General features: G+C 30.6%; 17 protein-coding genes, 1 pseudogene and 1 other annotated feature. Of the genes and pseudogenes, 9 read left to right on the plus strand and 9 right to left on the minus strand.

Annotation, left to right across the window (positions count from 1 at the left end):
• Positions 1-89 precede the first annotated feature (89 nt).
• The 5 genes from Q428_RS05480 to Q428_RS05500 form a co-directional block, all read right to left on the minus strand.
• The gene (locus Q428_RS05480) at positions 90-1,454 is read right to left on the minus strand and encodes a sensor histidine kinase (protein ID WP_035378946.1); all 1,365 of its coding nucleotides are present in this window, start codon (positions 1,452-1,454) and stop codon (positions 90-92) included.
• Positions 1,455-2,138: a response regulator transcription factor gene (locus Q428_RS05485; protein ID WP_035378948.1), complete on the minus strand. Its 684-nt coding sequence runs from the start codon at positions 2,136-2,138 to the stop codon at positions 1,455-1,457.
• A gap of 152 nt (positions 2,139-2,290) precedes the next feature.
• On the minus strand, positions 2,291-3,610 hold the full coding sequence (locus Q428_RS05490; protein WP_242847779.1) for a dicarboxylate/amino acid:cation symporter: 1,320 nt from the start codon (positions 3,608-3,610) through the stop codon (positions 2,291-2,293).
• An 81-nt stretch (positions 3,611-3,691) separates the two neighbouring features.
• Positions 3,692-3,927 (minus strand) — a binding site (T-box leader).
• A 228-nt stretch (positions 3,928-4,155) separates the two neighbouring features.
• On the minus strand, positions 4,156-5,544 hold the full coding sequence (locus Q428_RS05495) for a tryptophanase (protein WP_035378952.1): 1,389 nt from the start codon (positions 5,542-5,544) through the stop codon (positions 4,156-4,158).
• 50 nt (positions 5,545-5,594) lie between these two features.
• Positions 5,595-6,257: a helix-turn-helix transcriptional regulator gene (locus Q428_RS05500; RefSeq protein WP_035378953.1), complete on the minus strand. Its 663-nt coding sequence runs from the start codon at positions 6,255-6,257 to the stop codon at positions 5,595-5,597.
• 234 nt (positions 6,258-6,491) lie between these two features.
• On the opposite strand from Q428_RS05500, the pseudogene Q428_RS05505 reads away from it, so the two are divergent.
• Together Q428_RS05505 and Q428_RS05510 are read left to right on the plus strand one after the other, a co-directional pair.
• A pseudogene (locus Q428_RS05505) lies at positions 6,492-7,090 on the plus strand (DUF3793 family protein).
• Between the two features lie 277 nt (positions 7,091-7,367).
• Positions 7,368-8,678: a hemolysin family protein gene (locus Q428_RS05510; RefSeq protein WP_035378955.1), complete on the plus strand. Its 1,311-nt coding sequence runs from the start codon at positions 7,368-7,370 to the stop codon at positions 8,676-8,678.
• A 24-nt stretch (positions 8,679-8,702) separates the two neighbouring features.
• Here the strand turns inward: Q428_RS05510 and greA are convergent, their stop codons facing one another.
• On the minus strand, positions 8,703-9,227 hold the full coding sequence (gene greA / locus Q428_RS05515) for a transcription elongation factor GreA (RefSeq protein ID WP_341349010.1): 525 nt from the start codon (positions 9,225-9,227) through the stop codon (positions 8,703-8,705).
• A 118-nt stretch (positions 9,228-9,345) separates the two neighbouring features.
• The gene (locus tag Q428_RS05520) at positions 9,346-9,837 is read right to left on the minus strand and encodes a hypothetical protein (RefSeq protein WP_035378959.1); all 492 of its coding nucleotides are present in this window, start codon (positions 9,835-9,837) and stop codon (positions 9,346-9,348) included.
• Positions 9,838-10,026: 189 nt separating this feature from the next.
• Between Q428_RS05520 and Q428_RS05525 the strand changes: the two genes are divergently transcribed.
• From Q428_RS05525 to Q428_RS05545, 5 genes are all read left to right on the plus strand, one after another.
• Positions 10,027-10,719: a response regulator transcription factor gene (locus tag Q428_RS05525; protein ID WP_035378961.1), complete on the plus strand. Its 693-nt coding sequence runs from the start codon at positions 10,027-10,029 to the stop codon at positions 10,717-10,719.
• The gene (locus Q428_RS05530; protein WP_035378962.1) at positions 10,712-12,481 is read left to right on the plus strand and encodes an ATP-binding protein; all 1,770 of its coding nucleotides are present in this window, start codon (positions 10,712-10,714) and stop codon (positions 12,479-12,481) included. The genes Q428_RS05525 and Q428_RS05530 overlap by 8 nt, the downstream gene beginning before the upstream one ends.
• A 19-nt stretch (positions 12,482-12,500) precedes the next feature.
• Entirely contained in the window at positions 12,501-12,899 is a 399-nt protein-coding gene (locus Q428_RS05535) for an SHOCT domain-containing protein (protein ID WP_035378964.1), read from the plus strand.
• 13 nt (positions 12,900-12,912) lie between these two features.
• Positions 12,913-14,028 (plus strand): 4Fe-4S binding protein, encoded by a 1,116-nt coding sequence (locus tag Q428_RS05540; RefSeq protein WP_035378966.1) that lies wholly within the window; start codon positions 12,913-12,915, stop codon positions 14,026-14,028.
• An 82-nt stretch (positions 14,029-14,110) separates the two neighbouring features.
• Positions 14,111-15,271: a galactokinase gene (locus Q428_RS05545; protein ID WP_035378968.1), complete on the plus strand. Its 1,161-nt coding sequence runs from the start codon at positions 14,111-14,113 to the stop codon at positions 15,269-15,271.
• An 8-nt stretch (positions 15,272-15,279) separates the two neighbouring features.
• On the opposite strand, the gene Q428_RS05550 is transcribed toward Q428_RS05545, so the two are convergent.
• The gene (locus Q428_RS05550) at positions 15,280-15,858 is read right to left on the minus strand and encodes a class I SAM-dependent methyltransferase (protein ID WP_035378970.1); all 579 of its coding nucleotides are present in this window, start codon (positions 15,856-15,858) and stop codon (positions 15,280-15,282) included.
• A 261-nt stretch (positions 15,859-16,119) separates the two neighbouring features.
• Entirely contained in the window at positions 16,120-17,226 is a 1,107-nt protein-coding gene (gene tnpB, locus Q428_RS05555) for an IS200/IS605 family element RNA-guided endonuclease TnpB (protein WP_035378972.1), read from the minus strand.
• 96 nt (positions 17,227-17,322) lie between these two features.
• On the opposite strand from tnpB, the gene Q428_RS15605 reads away from it, so the two are divergent.
• Both Q428_RS15605 and tnpA read left to right on the plus strand, forming a co-directional pair.
• Complete coding sequence (locus Q428_RS15605; protein WP_169734715.1) at positions 17,323-17,478, plus strand: hypothetical protein; 156 nt, start codon at positions 17,323-17,325, stop codon at positions 17,476-17,478.
• A partial coding sequence (tnpA, locus tag Q428_RS14840) for an IS200/IS605 family transposase (RefSeq protein WP_152539073.1) occupies positions 17,444-17,671 on the plus strand: 228 nt, incomplete at its 3' end. The genes Q428_RS15605 and tnpA, both read left to right, overlap by 35 nt.

Below are 17,671 nucleotides of genomic sequence, written 5' to 3' on the forward strand. Positions count from 1 at the left end.
TTTATAAAAATATAATAATCTATTCATATGAAGATTTTATAAAGAAAACTGGCTATGCAAAATGAAAGGTATTCCATTTTGCATAGCAATTATGCTTTTCTAAAATGCATAGTGAATTTAGTACCTATATTTTCTTTACTCTCAACATCGATGTATACACCATGCAAGCTTAATATTCTCTTTACAATAGTTAAACCAATTCCTTTTCCATTATCTTTTCCGTTTCTGTTTCCTTTGTAAAGCCTTTCAAAGACAAAAGGAAGATCCTTTTCCCTTATTCCAATTCCATTGTCACTTACACAAACAACTATAAAATTTCTATCTTCCTTAAATTCGATCTCTATTTTACCTGAATAATGGGTAAATTTGATAGCATTTGATAACAAATTGATAAATACTTGCTTCAATTTGTCATAGTCTCCTAAAATTATATATTTCCCCTTCTTATCATCTTTCAAAACTAAATTTATATTCTTAGCCTTAGCTTCAATTGAAAAATCTTTGATTACACTTTCAGCTACATCCTTTAAAGAAATTCTTTCTTTTTTAATCTTTATTTCAACAGCATCATACTCTTTTAATATATTTAAATCATTAAGAAGTTTTCCAAACCTTACAACTTCACTATTTAATGCAACTAACCTTTCCTTTGATATTTCATATACTCCATCAATCATTGCTTCAAGATTATTCTGAAAAACGTTCAAAGGGGTTCTAATTTCATGTGTAATGTCTGCTATCAGCCGTTTTCTAAGCAAATCTTGGTACTTCAGTTTCTCACCTAAATCATTTATACTAAGACGCAAATTTTCAATCTCTTCAATATCACTTTTTCTTTCTGAACGCACTTCATAGTTACCTTCAGACATACGAACAGATATATCAGAAATTTCCTTTATTGGGATAGAAAATTGCTTTGATATAATTACACTGATAAATATAGTTATTAATATGGTAATAACTATACTTGCAGCCATGCTTTTATTAATAGAAATCTTGAAATTCACATCCTCCTCTGAAAGCAGTATTGAAGAATATTGACCTATTGACGCATAACCAACAACTTCCCCATTGATATGAATAGGAAAATCGTAGGTTTTATATATACCTTTATTCTGACCTTCCATCATATGAAAGTGTATCTTAGCCCGAATATCCTCTGGGTTCATTGTCCATACAATCCTTTTATTTTGATCTAATAAAGCTAGACAATAATTGCTCATATACGCCTCATGCATTAACTCAACTCCAGAGTCCTTAGTCCACTTCCCATCTCTTTTATATACCTCTTTAAAATACTCGACTATTCTCTGATTTCTTTTTTCTTGATTATCAGCTACATATTTACTAAATTCATTATTTACTGTCATATTAACCAGTACAGCTGATAATAAAATAGATATAACAGAAAATGCTACTATATAAATGCTTAACTTTTTTCTTATACTCTGCATTTAGTTGTCACCACCAAACTTATATCCAACCCTGGTTACAGTCTTTATATATTTAGGGTTTTTACTATCAACTTCTATCTTCTTACGAAGATTTTTGATATGAACATCAATAGTTCTATCAAATCCTTCAAAGTCAATGCCCAGAACACTTTCAATCAGCTTCTCCCTTGACATTACTTTCCCCTTATTAGTAATTAAAGCGTTGAGTATATTGAATTCATTGGGAGTTAAAGCAACCTCCTTTCCCCTTACTGTTACAACCCTGCTATCTCTATTTATCAATAAATTCCCATTATCTATATTTATTGTGGAATCTGACTTATATTCTATACGTCTAAATAAAGCATTAACCCTTGCTGTAAGCTCCCTTGGGCTAAATGGTTTTACAAGATATTCATCTGCTCCTAGATTAAGTCCATCAATTCTGTCCCCCTCAGTTCCTTTAGCAGTAAGCATAAATATATATACATCTGAAACATTTCTTATTATTCTGCATATTTCTTCTCCATCGATATCAGGCAACATCAAATCAAGAATTATTAATTTAAATCCAATCTCCTTAAATAACTTTATACCCTCTAATCCACTTGTTGTACAAATAACAGAATATCCTTCTTTTTCAAGATATGCCTTTATAACACTAGATACTTTTTCTTCATCTTCTATAACTAGAATATTTCTCATTACCTACCAACCTTTCTCAAAAACTTAGTAATATAAAATATCAGTTTGATTTTAATACTTTATCTTTTTATAGCTGCCATATAGACTTAAAATATAAAAACTAAAGATGAAGCACAAGCACCATCTTTAGTTCATTAATTATTCAATAAATACTATGCACTTATCTCTAATTCTTTATCTAAGTTGCTATTGAATGCATGTCTATCGAATTCTTTTTCTGAATTGGCTACTATTAACGTTGTCACAGCTGCTCCTGTAACATTTGTCATTGTTCTTGCCATATCTAAAATTACATCAATACCAAGCAACATTCCTAGACCTTCAATTGGTAATCCAAGAGTTGACAACACAACTACAGCTGCCATTGTAGCTGTTCCTGGTACTCCAGCAATCCCTATAGAAGAAATAATTGTTGTAAAAACTAGAAGAACATAATGGCTAAAAGTAAGGTTTAAATTAAAGATATTAGCAACAAAAACAGCAACTATAGCTGGATAAATTCCTCCACATGCATTCATACCAATTGTTGCACCCATAGGTGCTGTAAAACTCGCTATTTTCTCTGAAATTTTAACATTATCTGTTAATACCTTCAATGTTACAGGCAGTGTTCCATAACTGCTTTGCGTAGAAAATGCAACTACCTGTGCAGGATATATCTTTTTAAAGAATCTCAATGGGTTAACTTTAACCACAAAAGTAAGTAAGCCTCCATGCACTAAAATAATATGAAGAAAGCATGCGATATAAAGAGCTATAATCACTTTTATAAGTGGTAACAACACCTCTAAGCCGTACTCTGAAGAAACTGTTGCTAGTAAGGATAAAACTCCATAGGGTGTTAATTTCATTATCATTTTAGTTATTCTAAACATTATTTTCTCAAATGAATCTATGAATTCTTTTACAGCCTTTACTGTATTAGGATTTTTATGTCCTTCAATTATTATAGCAGTAGCCAGGAATAACGAAAATACTACTACAGGGATAATTTTGCCCTCTGCCATTGAAGCTATAGGATTTTTAGGTACCATATTCATAAGTACTTCAACAAATGATGGTACCTCTTTTGCCTTAAAAGAGGCATCTCCTATAAAATTCATTCCTTTTCCTACTTTCATTAGATTGCCCACAATTATACCGACTATTGTTGCAGCAGCTGTAGTAAGAAGCAATGATGTTATTGTTTTAAACCCGATACTCTTTAGTTGTTTTGGATTTTTTAAAGAAGTCATACTTGAGATTATCGTTGACATCACAAGTGGTATTACAACCATTTTAATAAGTGATACATAAGTACTTCCTATAGGGTATAGTAATTTTGTATTTTCCTTAAAAATTGTACCTATTACTGCACCTAAAAGCATGGCAATCAGGGTTCTAATACCAAAACCTACTTTCTTATTTTTCAGTAAATGTAAAAATCCAAATGAGATTAGTGATACAATTATAACAATATATATTTGATTCATTATTTATCCTCCTTTTGTATAAAATTCTTTAGCTCCCAGGCCTTGAAGCTAAAACAATAAAAAAACTCCTGCCCCTGTATCTACAGAGGCAGAAGTTAAACTTCCGCGGTTCCACTCTGATTAGGTAAAAACACCCATCTCAATTCTGGTACATATATACCATATCTCTATAACGGGAGAACCCGTAACAGCCTACTAATTTTCAGCTTAACGCTCACAGGGGCACTTCAATTATATTATTTCATAAAGTTCTCTCAGCCTAGGAACCTCTCTCTGTCTGATAAATATAATCTACTTTTCCTGTTCATAGCGTTTGTCTTGTTTAATTTATTTACATAATATCATATTGTTGTGAAGATTTTATGAAGATTGTATTAAATTATTTAAATATGTTTATTTGTATTTTCAACATTGCAAAATTAACTTTATAATTTTGATTACTAAAAAGTCTACATTCTTATTAATTTGTTATAAAAAATTCCCTGGACTAATATTATATCCCAGGGAATTTTAGTATTGTTTATAAACTTAGAAATACCTGAAAATTATTCAACAGGCTTTAATCTTGCAGTAAAGTGTCTTAAAACTTTTGGTTCATAAATGAAATCAAGTCCCTTTAATGATGGAGCCTTATCCTTAATAGAAATTAATGCATCTGCTATAACATCCATATGATCATTTGTATAAACTCTTCTTGGAATTGTTAGTCTTACAAGTTCTAATGGAGACTTTAATTGTTCTCCTGTTTCTGGGTCTCTTCCTAAAAGGAATGAACCTATTTCAACAGCTCTAATACCTGATTCAAGATATAAAGCATTACATAATGCCTGAGCAGGGAATTGATAATATGGAATATGTGGAAGAATTTTTGCAGCATCTACGAAAACTGCATGTCCTCCAGTTGGATACTGGATTGGTATTCCAGCTTCTCTTAATCTTTCACCTAAATAAGCTACCTGAGAAATTCTATAATCCAGATATTCAAATTCACAGCCTTCTCTTAATCCTCTTGCAAGACATTCCATATCTCTTCCAGCAAGTCCTCCATATGTAATAAATCCTTCCATTGGAACAGTTCTTGCTCTACATTCATTTAGAAGTTCCATATCTTCTTTTATACCTAATAGTCCTCCAATGTTAACAATTGCGTCCTTCTTAGCACTCATTGTAAAGCCTTCTGCATATGAGAACATTTCTTGAACGATTTCAACTATTGTTTTGTCTGCATATCCTTCTTCTCTTGTTTTAATAAAATATGCGTTTTCAGCAAATCTTGCAGCATCGATGAATACTCTTACTCCATATTTTCTTGCAACTGAACTAACTTCTCTTATATTTTGCATTGAAACAGGCTGCCCACCTGAGCTGTTACATGTAATTGTTATAAGTAAGAAGGCTATTTCTTCTGAGCCCTTTTCCTTTATAAATTCTTCTACTTTTTCAACATCAAAATTACCCTTCCAGTCATAGTATGTTGTTGTATCAAAGGCTTTATCAGTTACAAAATTAACAGCCCTGCCTCCACTTAACTCAATATGTGCTTTAGTTGTATCAAAATGCATATTACCTATTACGTATTGACCTTTTTTCTTAATTAATGATGGAAAAAGAACCTGTTCTGCACCTCTTCCCTGATGAGTTGGTATTATATAATCATATCCTATAATATCCTTTACTGATTTTGCTAAGTTAAAGTAATTTTTACTTCCTGCATAAGCTTCATCACCTAGCATTAGTCCTGCCCATTGATTATCGCTCATTGCACCTGTTCCACTGTCAGTTAACAGATCGATATAAACATCTTCTGCCTTTAACAAGAATGGGTTATAACCTGCTTCTTTAAGTGCTGCTTCCCTATGTTCTCTAGTTGTCATTTTCAGTGGTTCAACCATTTTAATTTTGAAAGGTTCAGCTTTTCTTATTGCCTTTGTCACTTTATACCCCTCCTAAATAGTTAGTTTATATTTAAATTTTATTTAACATTTTAATCCCTTTTGTTTATATATCTATAAATAGTATTTTCTGAAACCCTAAGCTGCTTTGCTACCTCGTTAACTGCCCCTTTTAAAAGGAAGACTCCCTTATCATTTAATTTTTTAACCATCTCAATTTTCTCTTCCACAGACATCCTCTCCGGTGGTACAGGAACTTCTTTTAAAGTATTTTGAATTACAGACATTGCATAATCCTCTATAGGTACACTGAAATCTTCAGAAAGAGGTGCTTTTTCCTCCTCTAAATTCCTCTCAGGTCCACCGCTTATTTCCCTTAAAAACTTATTTAGGTAATTTGCGGCATCCCTTAACTCTGATATATTAAGGTTTATAGTTAGAAATCCTATGACCTCTTTTGAGGCATTTTTTATAAATAATGTTGACGACCTAAGTAATTTACCATCCTTAGTCTTTCCTGGGTATTTTGTTATGAAATTATTATCAATATGCAGGTTATCCTCTATCATTTTTATACATAATTTCGTTAACGGACTACCAACTTCCCTGCCACTTACTGAGTTGTTTTTTATGTAGATGAGAGAATTCTCTCTATTTCTTGCATCATATAAAGCTACTTCACAATCTGAGCCCATAGCTTCTCCAATAAATTCAGCTATAGGTATATAGGATTTTAATAATTCATCATCTTTCATTTAACTCTCCTCAGTTCTAAAAAATTTTTTAACGATAAAAATTTTTTCTCATTACATTTATATAATAACACATCTCTTTAAATGTTGCAACTCTATTTCAAATTTTCTGAAATCAAAATAATAAATTATATAATTGATAATTATTTTCATTTAGTATTTACAAACTCAAAATTATGTATTAAAATAAAACTACAAATGATAATGATTATCAATTTCTATAAGGAGTGTTTAACTATGAAAGATGTTATAAGCAAACTAATTAACGTTATAAATAATTTCGATGATAAAAACTATTTTCTATCAATATTAACATATTATAATGCAGCAACTATTTTGAATAAAAAGCCCGCTACCCTTCTTACTTTAAAAGATGACAATAGAAATCTAAAGGAATTATGGAAAGCCTATAAAGATGACTTTTCAGCTAAAACAAATTTAAATTATATAGAGATTAGAGAAACTAAAAATAGCATTCTGATATTGTTTTACAATAAAAAAAGTCTTGAGAAAACGTTGTTTCAAGATGCCCATATGAAATTTTTAGAATCCTTTGGATATGAAAAAAATATGTCCTTAGATGACTGCCTTCAATTATTAAAACAGCGCTTTTATAAAATGTGTCCACATGAAATGGCTTATTTCTTGGAATACCACTAGAAGATGTCATCGGTTTTATTAATTGTAATGGTGAAAACTGCCTGATGTGTGGTTATTGGAAGGTATATCATAATCCTCAAAGGGCTAAGGATATTTTTTCTTCTTATGATAATGCTAAGCTGCAAATAGCAAATCTGATTATTAAGGATGTATCAGTATATGGTTTAGCATGTTAGTAAATTGTTAATATATTTAATAATATATTCTCCCTTAAATTCTAACTCCCACCACAGTTAGAATAATTTTTAAGGGACAGCTACATAGCTGTCCCTTAAATCATTTAATAAATCAATGATATCTACATATTTTAAACAATTCTTAAAGTTATTTAAAGTTTTTACTATGTAAACACCTATTTATTAGTATTTTTAATAAATTACCTTCATTGTTATATATATTCACCTATGATAAAATGTAATCTGTAACATTTTATTTTCTAAGGGGGAATTTTTAATGGACGCCAGTCCGAGTAGTATTTTGCTGGATTTTTTATTGATCCTGATTTTAATATTTTTAAATGCTTTTTTCGCAGCATCAGAAATGGCAATAGTATCACTAAATAAAAACAAACTTAACTTTTTAGCAGAAGAAGGAAATAATAACGCTAAACTATTAACGAAGCTGCTCTCAGAGCCAAGCAGATTTCTAGCAACAATTCAGGTTGGCATTACCCTTGCAGGATTTTTTGCCAGTGCATCTGCGGCAACAGGCATATCAAAATATTTATCTATATTTTTGAAAAGATTTGATATACCTGGAAGTGACCAAATATCACTTGTTGTAGTTACAATAATTTTAGCTTATATTACACTTGTTTTCGGTGAATTATTACCAAAAAGAATAGCACTTCAAAAGTCTGAAGAAATTGCAATGTTCGCTGTTAAACCAATATTATTTCTATCTATAGTGGCTTTACCATTTGTTAGGTTTCTTACAATTTCTACCAACGCACTTGTTAAAATATTTGGATTTAGCCTTGAAAACCTAGAGGAAAAGGTGTCGGAGGAAGAAATACGTTCATTGATAGAAGTTGGAGAAGAAAATGGTGTAATTAACGAAATCGAAAAGGATATGATTGATGGAATTTTTGAATTTGATGATACCTTGGCTAAGGAGATAATGACTCCTAGAACCAACGTATTTGCTATAGATATCGAAACTCCTACAAAAGAGTTAATAGATGAGGTTTTAGAAGAACAATACTCTAGAATACCTGTTTATGAAGATAGTATAGACAATATAATTGGAATTTTATATATGAAGGATCTTTTCTATCACTTAAGAAAAAGTGATGTTGATTCAATAAATATAAGAGATATACTAAGACCGGCCTACTTTGTACCTGAAACTAAAAATATAGATGCACTTTTCAGAGAACTCCAAAGTACAAAGAACCATATGGCTATTTTAATTGACGAATATGGTGGTTTTTCAGGCCTTGCTACAATTGAGGATTTAATTGAAGAAATAATGGGTAATATTCAGGATGAGTATGACACTAATGATGATGAGGAATATATTAAGAAAATCGATTCAAACACATATATAGTCAGCGGCCTTGTTTCTATAGATGATATAAACGAAGCTTTAAAAATTAATCTTCCCTCAGACGACTTTGATACTATAGGCGGTTTTGTCGTAACTCTCCTTGGAAGCATACCAAAGGAAAACGAAGATCATACAATTGAGTATGAAAATCTAATCTTTAAAATAGAAAAACTTGACGAAAAACGTATTGAAGAAATAAAGATTTGTATAAATTAGGTATGAATTAAATCATACCTAATTTTATTTTTTGGTGATCTTCTCAATTCTAACATAATAATCTCCCTGGGGCGAGTTTATCAATACATCATCCCCTACCTTATGTTTGTAAATTGCCCTTCCTAAAGGTGACTCTATACTTATTTTATTATTTAAAAGATCTGTTTCTACAGTTGTAACTATTGTGAAATCCTCAACTTCATCATCAGTCAGAAATCTTAAGGATACTGTTTTCCCAAGTCCTACCTCTTCATCTGTTGTATCATCTTCAATTACATGAGCAGTTCTTATCATTCTTTCAAGATATCTTATCCTACTTTCGTTTATGCCCCTCTCCCTTTTGGCAGCTTTATACTCAAAATTTTCACTTAAATCCCCATGTGCTCTGGCCTCTTTTATGTCCTCAAGTATCTTATGCCTTAATACTACTTTTCTATACTCTATTTCCTCTTTAAGCTTATTAATCGCTTCCTCAGTTAAGTAATTATACACCTTTATCTTCCTTTCTCTATAATTTATCTGTAAAGTCTTTTTAACTACTAAAGCCAATTATAGAATATATAATAACACTTAATATTTATATTATCAAAATATTTTGATACAGCAAAAAGGGAGTTTTTATGTGTATTCAGTTAAAACTCCCTCAAAATATAATTAAATTTTAAGATTAAATTCCATTAACCACGCAGTTTCCATTAATTCTTTGTCCATTTCCACCCATTCTACCTTTACCTCTTACACCTTTGCCCTGCATTTGTCCAGGTGTCCCTGTACAATTATTCATATTATTTTTCAGTGTTTCTTTTAATGCATTACCTTGTTCTTTAGTTATAGTTCCTTTGGAAACTGCATTATCAATAGCTTTATTTTTCTCTTCCAAAAGAAGAGCTCTGAACTTTTCAGCTGTCATTCCCTTTTCCTTTGCCAGGTCATACATTGTCTTGCCTGAGTTTAATCCATCACTTATTTGTTTATCCGTAAGTCCAAGTTTGTTTTTAAGTATGGAAACAAGATAGTCATACCCTCTTAATGATGTAATTCTTCCAAGTCCCAACCCCCTATTTAGTGTAGAAGTCTGTGTTGTAGCTGCATAAACTGTACTACCTGCTCCAACTGCTGCTGTTAATGCCAATACAGCTATCAATTTTTTTACTCTCATATTAATTCCTCCCTTAAACATTTGAAATTGTATCTCTTGGATACAATATAATAATAAAACAATAGGAAATAAAAAAAGTGTCATGTTTGTGTCATAATTATTAAAAAACAAAGGATTTTTAGTACACAATTATTTCACATTTACTTTTTTATTCAATGATATAATTTATTTAGAAGTTGAGGTGATAATATGGATAAAGCTATTCTAATTGCAGATGATAATATTGAAATTATAAAAATTATAAAACCTTACATTGAAAAGGAAGGTTTTAAAACAATAATAGCCTTTGATGGTCAAGAAACATTATTAAAATTTAATCAATATAAGCCACAGCTTGTTCTCCTTGATATTATGATGCCTATTATTGATGGACTTGAAGTATGCCGTAGAATAAGACAGAACTCTAATACCCCAATTATATTATTAACAGCTAAAAGCGAAGATGCTGATAAAATTTTAGGTCTTAATAGCGGTGCCGACGACTATATCGTAAAACCATTCAGCCCAGGAGAAGTAGTGGCACGTATAAATGCAGTATTAAGAAGAATTGCACCCCATGAGATTAATAAATCCCAAGTTCTTAAATATGATTCCCTTGAAATAGATATCAATAACTATTCTGTAAAATTAAAAAAGCAGACCATAAATCTTACAAAAAAAGAAATCGAGGTCCTTTGGGTTCTTGCTGCTTCACCAAATAAAATAATATCAAGGGATGAATTACTTGACAAAATATGGGGTGTAGACTATTTTGGAGATCCAAGAACTGTTGATACGCATATTAAAAGATTACGAGCTAAATTAGAACTTGATGGCCAGTATCTTTGGGATATTAAAACTGTTTGGGGTATTGGATACAAATTTGAGGTGGAAAATGTTTAGAAAAAATATAACTTTAAGATTAACCTTTGGCTTCCTGACAATTGTCATATTATCAACTCTGTTAACAGGTATTTTAGCCCTTAATATATTTAAGAACAATATATATCAAGAAAAGATAAATAATCTTAAAAAACACTCAAAAGAAATTTTAAAAGAAATTGATGCTGATCTATTAAATAATATAACTCAGGCAGATTCGGATTATTTAATTAAAATGTCTAAGTCATTCCCTAATCTGAAGATATGGATAATTAATTCAAAAAAACAGATAATTGCACTTGAAACAAATAAAGAATCTAATGTTAGTTTTGTAAATGATTCCAATATCAATAATATATATAATGATTTCATCAAAAAATCCTTATCAGGTGCTGAGATTTATGATGACTTATATAATCCACTTTACGATGAATACATGATGACAATTGCAACACCTGTTAAAAATAATAAGGGTCAAATAATTGGAGCAATCATTCTCCACTCATCTATAACTGACCTTACAAATTCCATGGACAAGTTTTTTGTATACCTAATTTCAGCTCTGCTTTGTGAAGTTATTTTTGCTGGATTTTTGGGATATTATTTTTCAAAAAACATCTCAAGACCAATTAAAACATTAAATACCTATGCCCTTGAGATGGCACGTGGAAAATATGGTATACAAACAAATATTTTTCAAAATGATGAAATTGGGGAATTATCAAATTCATTTGATTTATTATCCCTTAAGCTGAAGCATACCATAAGCCAGCTTTTAGAGGAAAAAAATAAATTAACCAACATAATCTCTAGTATGAATGAAGGAATATTGGCACTAGATATCGACTTAAATTTAATCAATATAAATGAATCTGCCTTAAATCTTCTCTCCTTAAAGGACAGTTTTAATATAATTACTTCACTTGAAGAACTGGATTTGGTTGAAGAACTGAAATCTTCATTATATGAAAATAAGAAGAAGAGCATACTAAAAAAATTTCAAGATAAAATACTAAATTTCTCTATATCTCCTATTTCTCTGAACACAACAAAAGCCACAGGTGTAGTTTTACTTATACAGGATGTCAGTGAAACCCAAAAACTTGAACAACTAAGGAGAACCTTTATCTCTAACGTTTCCCATGAATTCAGAACGCCATTAACAGTTATGAAGGGAAATTTAGAATTACTCAAAGACGGAATGATTGCACCTGAAGATGTAAAGGACAGTTATCTTACACTTTTAAGGGAGACTGACAGGCTTGAAAGAATGGTTAAGGATTTACTAGACTTAAGTAAATTGGAATCAGGAAAAGTTGATTTGTTTCTAAGTCAAGTTGATATTAATATGCTTATTAACGATACAATTAGAAGCTTAAAACCCTTATTGTTCAAGAAAAATATTAACCTAAAGGTTTTATCTAAAGAAAATATACCTCCTATACTTTCCGATTATGATAAGTTAAAACAACTGCTAATAATATTTATTGATAATGCTATTAAGTTTTCTGAAGAAAGCAGCACTATAAATATTTTAACATCAATTAATGACAACTATCTTTGTATAGCTATTAAAGACGAAGGCATTGGTATTCCTCAGGAGGAAATACAATATTTAGGTGAGAGGTTTTATAAGGCTGATAAATCAAGAAATTCATATACAGATGGTACAGGTCTTGGTATTTCAATAGCAAAACAACTGGTGAAATTGCTTAATGGAAACTTAAAAATAGAAAGTGAATTAGGGAAGGGTACAAAGATAATGATTTATTTAAAATTATAGTTTTGAAAGAGGTGGAACTATGGGACGTGGATATCATATGGGATTTGGATTTTATGGCTCCTATTTTTTTATAATAATCATTTTATTAATTTTAGTATTAGTTTTAATTTCAAATAAAAAAACATCTGCCCCAAACCCATTCTCTCTTAAACTTTTAAACATTCTTAAAGAAAAATATGCAATTGGGACTATATCTGCAGATGAATATAAAATAAGAAAATCTGTAATTGAAGAACTTACATTTACATGTGCGTACACCCCTTTGCTACTTGAAAGGTATGCAAACTGTGAAATTGATTCAAAGGAATTTTTCGCAATAAAAAAAGAAATAGAAAATCCAAATACACCACCAGTTGTATGCGAAAAACTGGCAAAGGGTGAAATATCAATTAATGAATATCAATCTAACAAAATTTAAGGAGGTTAAATCTATGAAAAATAATAGGTTAATCAAATCTGTCAGGTATATACTACTTTCAATTTTCCTGATTTTTGTAACTGTTGAGGCCTATCTGCATCAGGTCCTAGGTGGAAGAAAATCTCCATCTATACATGCGCTATGCCCATATGGTGAACTTGAGTCCATGTATAGTTTAGTCTTTAATGGGACATTTATTCAGAAAATATTTTCCGGTACATTCATACTACTTATGTTAACCTTAATTTTAGCAATAGTGTTTAGAAGAAGTTTTTGTGGTCTTATTTGCCCCTTCGGTGCACTTCAAGAATTCTTTGGTGTCTTAGGGAAAAAGTTGTTTAAGAAAAGATTCGTAATGAACAAAAACATAGACAAGCCACTTAGATATCTTAAGTATATCATACTTGTTGTAACCCTATATTACGCATGGATAACTGCTGGTTTATGGGTAAACCCCTATGACCCTTGGGCAGCATATGGACACATCAGTTCAGGATTTTCATCCCTTAAGGAGGAATATCCAATTGGTTTTATGATACTTATTTTAATTCTTATAGGTTCATTGTTGTATGATAGATTTTTCTGTAAATATCTTTGCCCCATTGGTGCTTTATATGGGATTATTTCAAAGTTCAGCTTAACAAAAATTACAAGAGATAAGGATAGATGTATAAACTGCAACTTGTGCAGCAAAAACTGCCCTGTTAATATTAACGTTTCAGAGCTTTCAGAAATTAATTCCTCTGAATGTATCAATTGTAACTTATGTATGATTGCATGTCCTAGTGATAAGGTCCTTGACATTAAAACAGCAGGAAAATCAGTTAAGCCATTAACTAATATTATATTAGTAATTTCAATATTCCTAGGTGGCATAATGATTACAAAAGCTACTGGACTTTATGAAGTTACTCCCCCAAAAATAACTGCATCCACAAGAATAACGGCAGACGAAATCAAAGGATATATGACTCTAGAGGAAATTTCCGTTGCATTTAAAATTGAGTTAAATGAATTATATGAAAGATTACAAATACCTGCTTCTATTCCTAAGGATACACCATTAAAAGAGATTAAAAACTTTATTCCTGGATTTGAAGTTGAGACAGTAAGGGAACTTCTTAGATGATATTGTTTACTTAATTTCCTTTATTTGATAATAACCAATTATAGTATATAATTAGATTATTATCATATATGGGGGAGATAAAATGGAGATAAGCTATTTAAGGGATCAATTTATAAAATACTACGGAGGTAATGCATCTAAAATACAATGTTACTTTTCACCTGGAAGAGTTAATTTAATTGGTGAACATATAGATTATAATGGTGGCTATGTTTTCCCATGTGCTATAAGCCTTGGAATATATGGAGTAGCTAGAAAAAGAAATGATAATATTATTAAATTAAAATCATTATTAAGAAACAATGAAATAATTATTGATTTAAACAATGACATTGAGTATCTTCAATGCGATTCATGGGGAAATTATCCAAAAGGGGTAATAAAAGCACTGCTATTGAATGGCTATAACTTATCTGGATGCGACATACTTTTTTTAAGTACTTTACCGGATGGAACAGGCTTGTCATCCTCAGCATCAATTGAAATTTTAACTGCATACATGCTTCTGCACTTAAATGGCATAGATAATATTGACAGAATATTTTTATCTAAATTATGCAAAGATGTAGAAAATAATTTCATAAACGTAACCTGTGGAATAATGGATCAGTTTTCTGTAGCAATGGGAAAAAAGGGAAGTGCAATCCTCCTTGATTGTGAAAGTTTAAATTACAAACATGTACCTTTAAATTTATGTCACCATAAAATCGTTATTATAAATTCAAATAAACGAAGAGAGTTATCATCTTCCAAATATAATGAGAGAAGAAGTGAGTGCAACCAGATTTTGAGTTTATTAAAGGATAAACTTTCAATAAAAAATTTGTGTGAAGCTGAATATGATGATATTTGTAGATATATAACTGACGAAACCTTATTAAAAAGGGCGAGACATGTAATAACTGAAAACAAAAGGGTTTTGTCAGCAGTAAAATATCTTGAAAATGATAATCTTAAAAAATTCGGTGAACTTATGATTGAATCCCATATTTCTCTAAGTAAAGATTATGAAGTAACTGGATTTGAGTTAGATTCATTAGCTGAAATTGCTTGGAAAGCTGAAGGTTCATTAGGTGCACGAATGACAGGAGCCGGCTTTGGAGGATGTGTTATTGCAATCGTTGAAAATGATAGAATTGACCAATTTAAGGATGAGGTTTATAATCAATACCTTGGCAAAACTGGACTAACACCTGATTTTTATATCTGTGATGTTAGTGATGGAGTAAAACAAGAGGGATAAAGAGACTATTAATGTCTCTTTATCCCTCTTACTAAGTAGAAATGTTCATTTAAATGTAAAACCTCAACATCATTAAAACCAGTATCTTTTAATAAAGCCCTTAAATGGTTTTCATCTAGCCTGTGATCTATTGGAGGACCATATTCATTATCAATTTTTCTCCACTCAACAATTGATATCATTCCATTTTTAGAAATTATTCTTTTTACTTCATTTAAAAATACTTCTTTATTTTCTGCTTCATGTAACACATTACATAGAAACGCATAGTTTACCTCATTATCCTCAAGTTTTGTATTATTCTCCTCTGTTAAAACTGTTATTATATTATCTGAGTTATTTTCCTTAATTTTTTGTTCTATTTCTTCTATCATTTCAGGTAAAATATCTAATGCATATACCCTTCCACTTTTCCCTACTATTTTGGAAGCAGGAAAAGTAAAATATCCAATTCCACACCCAATGTCTGCTATTTTATCTCCATCCCTAAGCCCTATATCCATTAAAATTTTTTCTGGTGGTAACAACTCTCTTCTTTTTTCGTTATCAAGCTTATGTTTATTACTGACATGAAATTTATGACCCATATTTTTCCTCCTGTATGATTATTAAATTTAATTATATGAGTTAATTATACCTATAACTTTGTTATAATGTAAATGAAGATAAATTTGTTTGGGGTGATTGATATGACAATACTTTATACAATTGATAATAATCTCTATATCAATATTACAAGTGAACTTACCACACCCACAAGGGGATGTGGCTTCCTGCTTCATAGACCTCGCAACCTACTATCTCCACAGGCTTAATTCCGATAGTTCCTACCGTATTTATCTACAGGCTTACGCCACTAATATTTTTAGTTCTTTCAATCCTTGCTTTAGAATATTTTTACTTGCATTGGTATCTCTATCATGTATGCTACCGCATTTAGGACATACCCATTCCCTTATGTTTAAGTCCTTTACTTCTGCATTTTGATAGCCACAATTAGAACATAATTGACTTGAAGGGTAGAAAGTATCTATTTTATGTACAGTTCTACCATACCATTCAGCCTTATATTCAAGTAGTCTTGTGAACTCCGACCAACTGCAATCACCTATTCTTTGTGCTAACTTTTCATTCTTCATCATACCTTTTACATTCAAATCTTCAAGAATTATAATTTGATTTTCTTTTATAAGTTTCAAAGATTCCTTATGCAAAAAGTCTATCCTTTGATTGGCAATTTTTTCATGGATTTTAGCAAGTTTAACCCTTGCTTTATGATAATTCTTACTTCCTTTAGTTTTACTGCTTAATCTTCTTTGAGCCTTAATTAATTTTTCATAAGACTTTTGAAGATATTTAGGGTTTTCTATATTTTCCCCATTAGACATAGCACAAAATGACTTTATACCTACATCAATGCCTATTGCATTAGAATTTTGAGGTAGTTTTTCACTTTCAACATTAGTACAACAAATCGAAACAAAGTACTTGTTAGAAGGTGTTCTACTTACGGTAACATTAAGTATCTTGCCTTGAATTTCTCTATGTTTTTTAAACTCTACCCAACCAATTTTAGGTAGTTTAATTTTGTTGCCCTCAATTTTAATGTTATCATTAACCATTTGAGTTCTATAACTTTGATTATGGTTATGCTTACTCTTGAATTTAGGAAAGCCACTACCCTTAAAGAAATTTTTGTAGGCTTTATCTAAATCTCTTAAACTCTGTTGAAGTGATATTGCGTCTATTTCTTTAAGCCATTCATGCTCACATTTAAGGCTTTTCATATCATTAGCACATTCAACGTAAGACATTGATTTTCCTTCACTTTTGTATAAGTCTATCTTCTTTCCAAGATAGTAATTGTACACAAATCTACAAGAGCCAAAAGTCTTACTTAACATTATTTCTTGTTCTTCTGTAGGTACTAATCTAAACTTAAAAGCCTTTTCCACAATATCGCCTCGCTTTACATTGTTATCTATGTATTAATTATACAATCTCATTGATACATTGTCAACTATATTGTATAATCATATTGAGGTGATAACATGGCAAGAAAAAATATTAATACAACCATCGATGAAGATTTGTATATGCAAGTTAGATTACTTGCTATTAAATTAAAATTAAATGCTAATGACTTAATTGAAGAAGGAATGAAGTATATCCTTGACAAGTACGAAGGTACTGAAAACAAAGCATAGCATTTACAACATCAACTATCATATCGTATTTTGCCCCAAATATCGTCATAGCATTTTTAAAAATTCTTTAGAGCAAAAACTCAAAAAGGTGTTTGAAATGACTTGTTTCAATTATGGTTATGAGTTGCTTGAAATGGAGATAATGCCCGACCATTGCCATTTGTTCATTTCTGCACCTCCAACCATTGCATGG

Source organism: Fervidicella metallireducens AeB, assembly GCF_000601455.1.
GTDB classification, from domain to species: domain Bacteria; phylum Bacillota; class Clostridia; order Clostridiales; family Caloramatoraceae; genus Fervidicella; species Fervidicella metallireducens.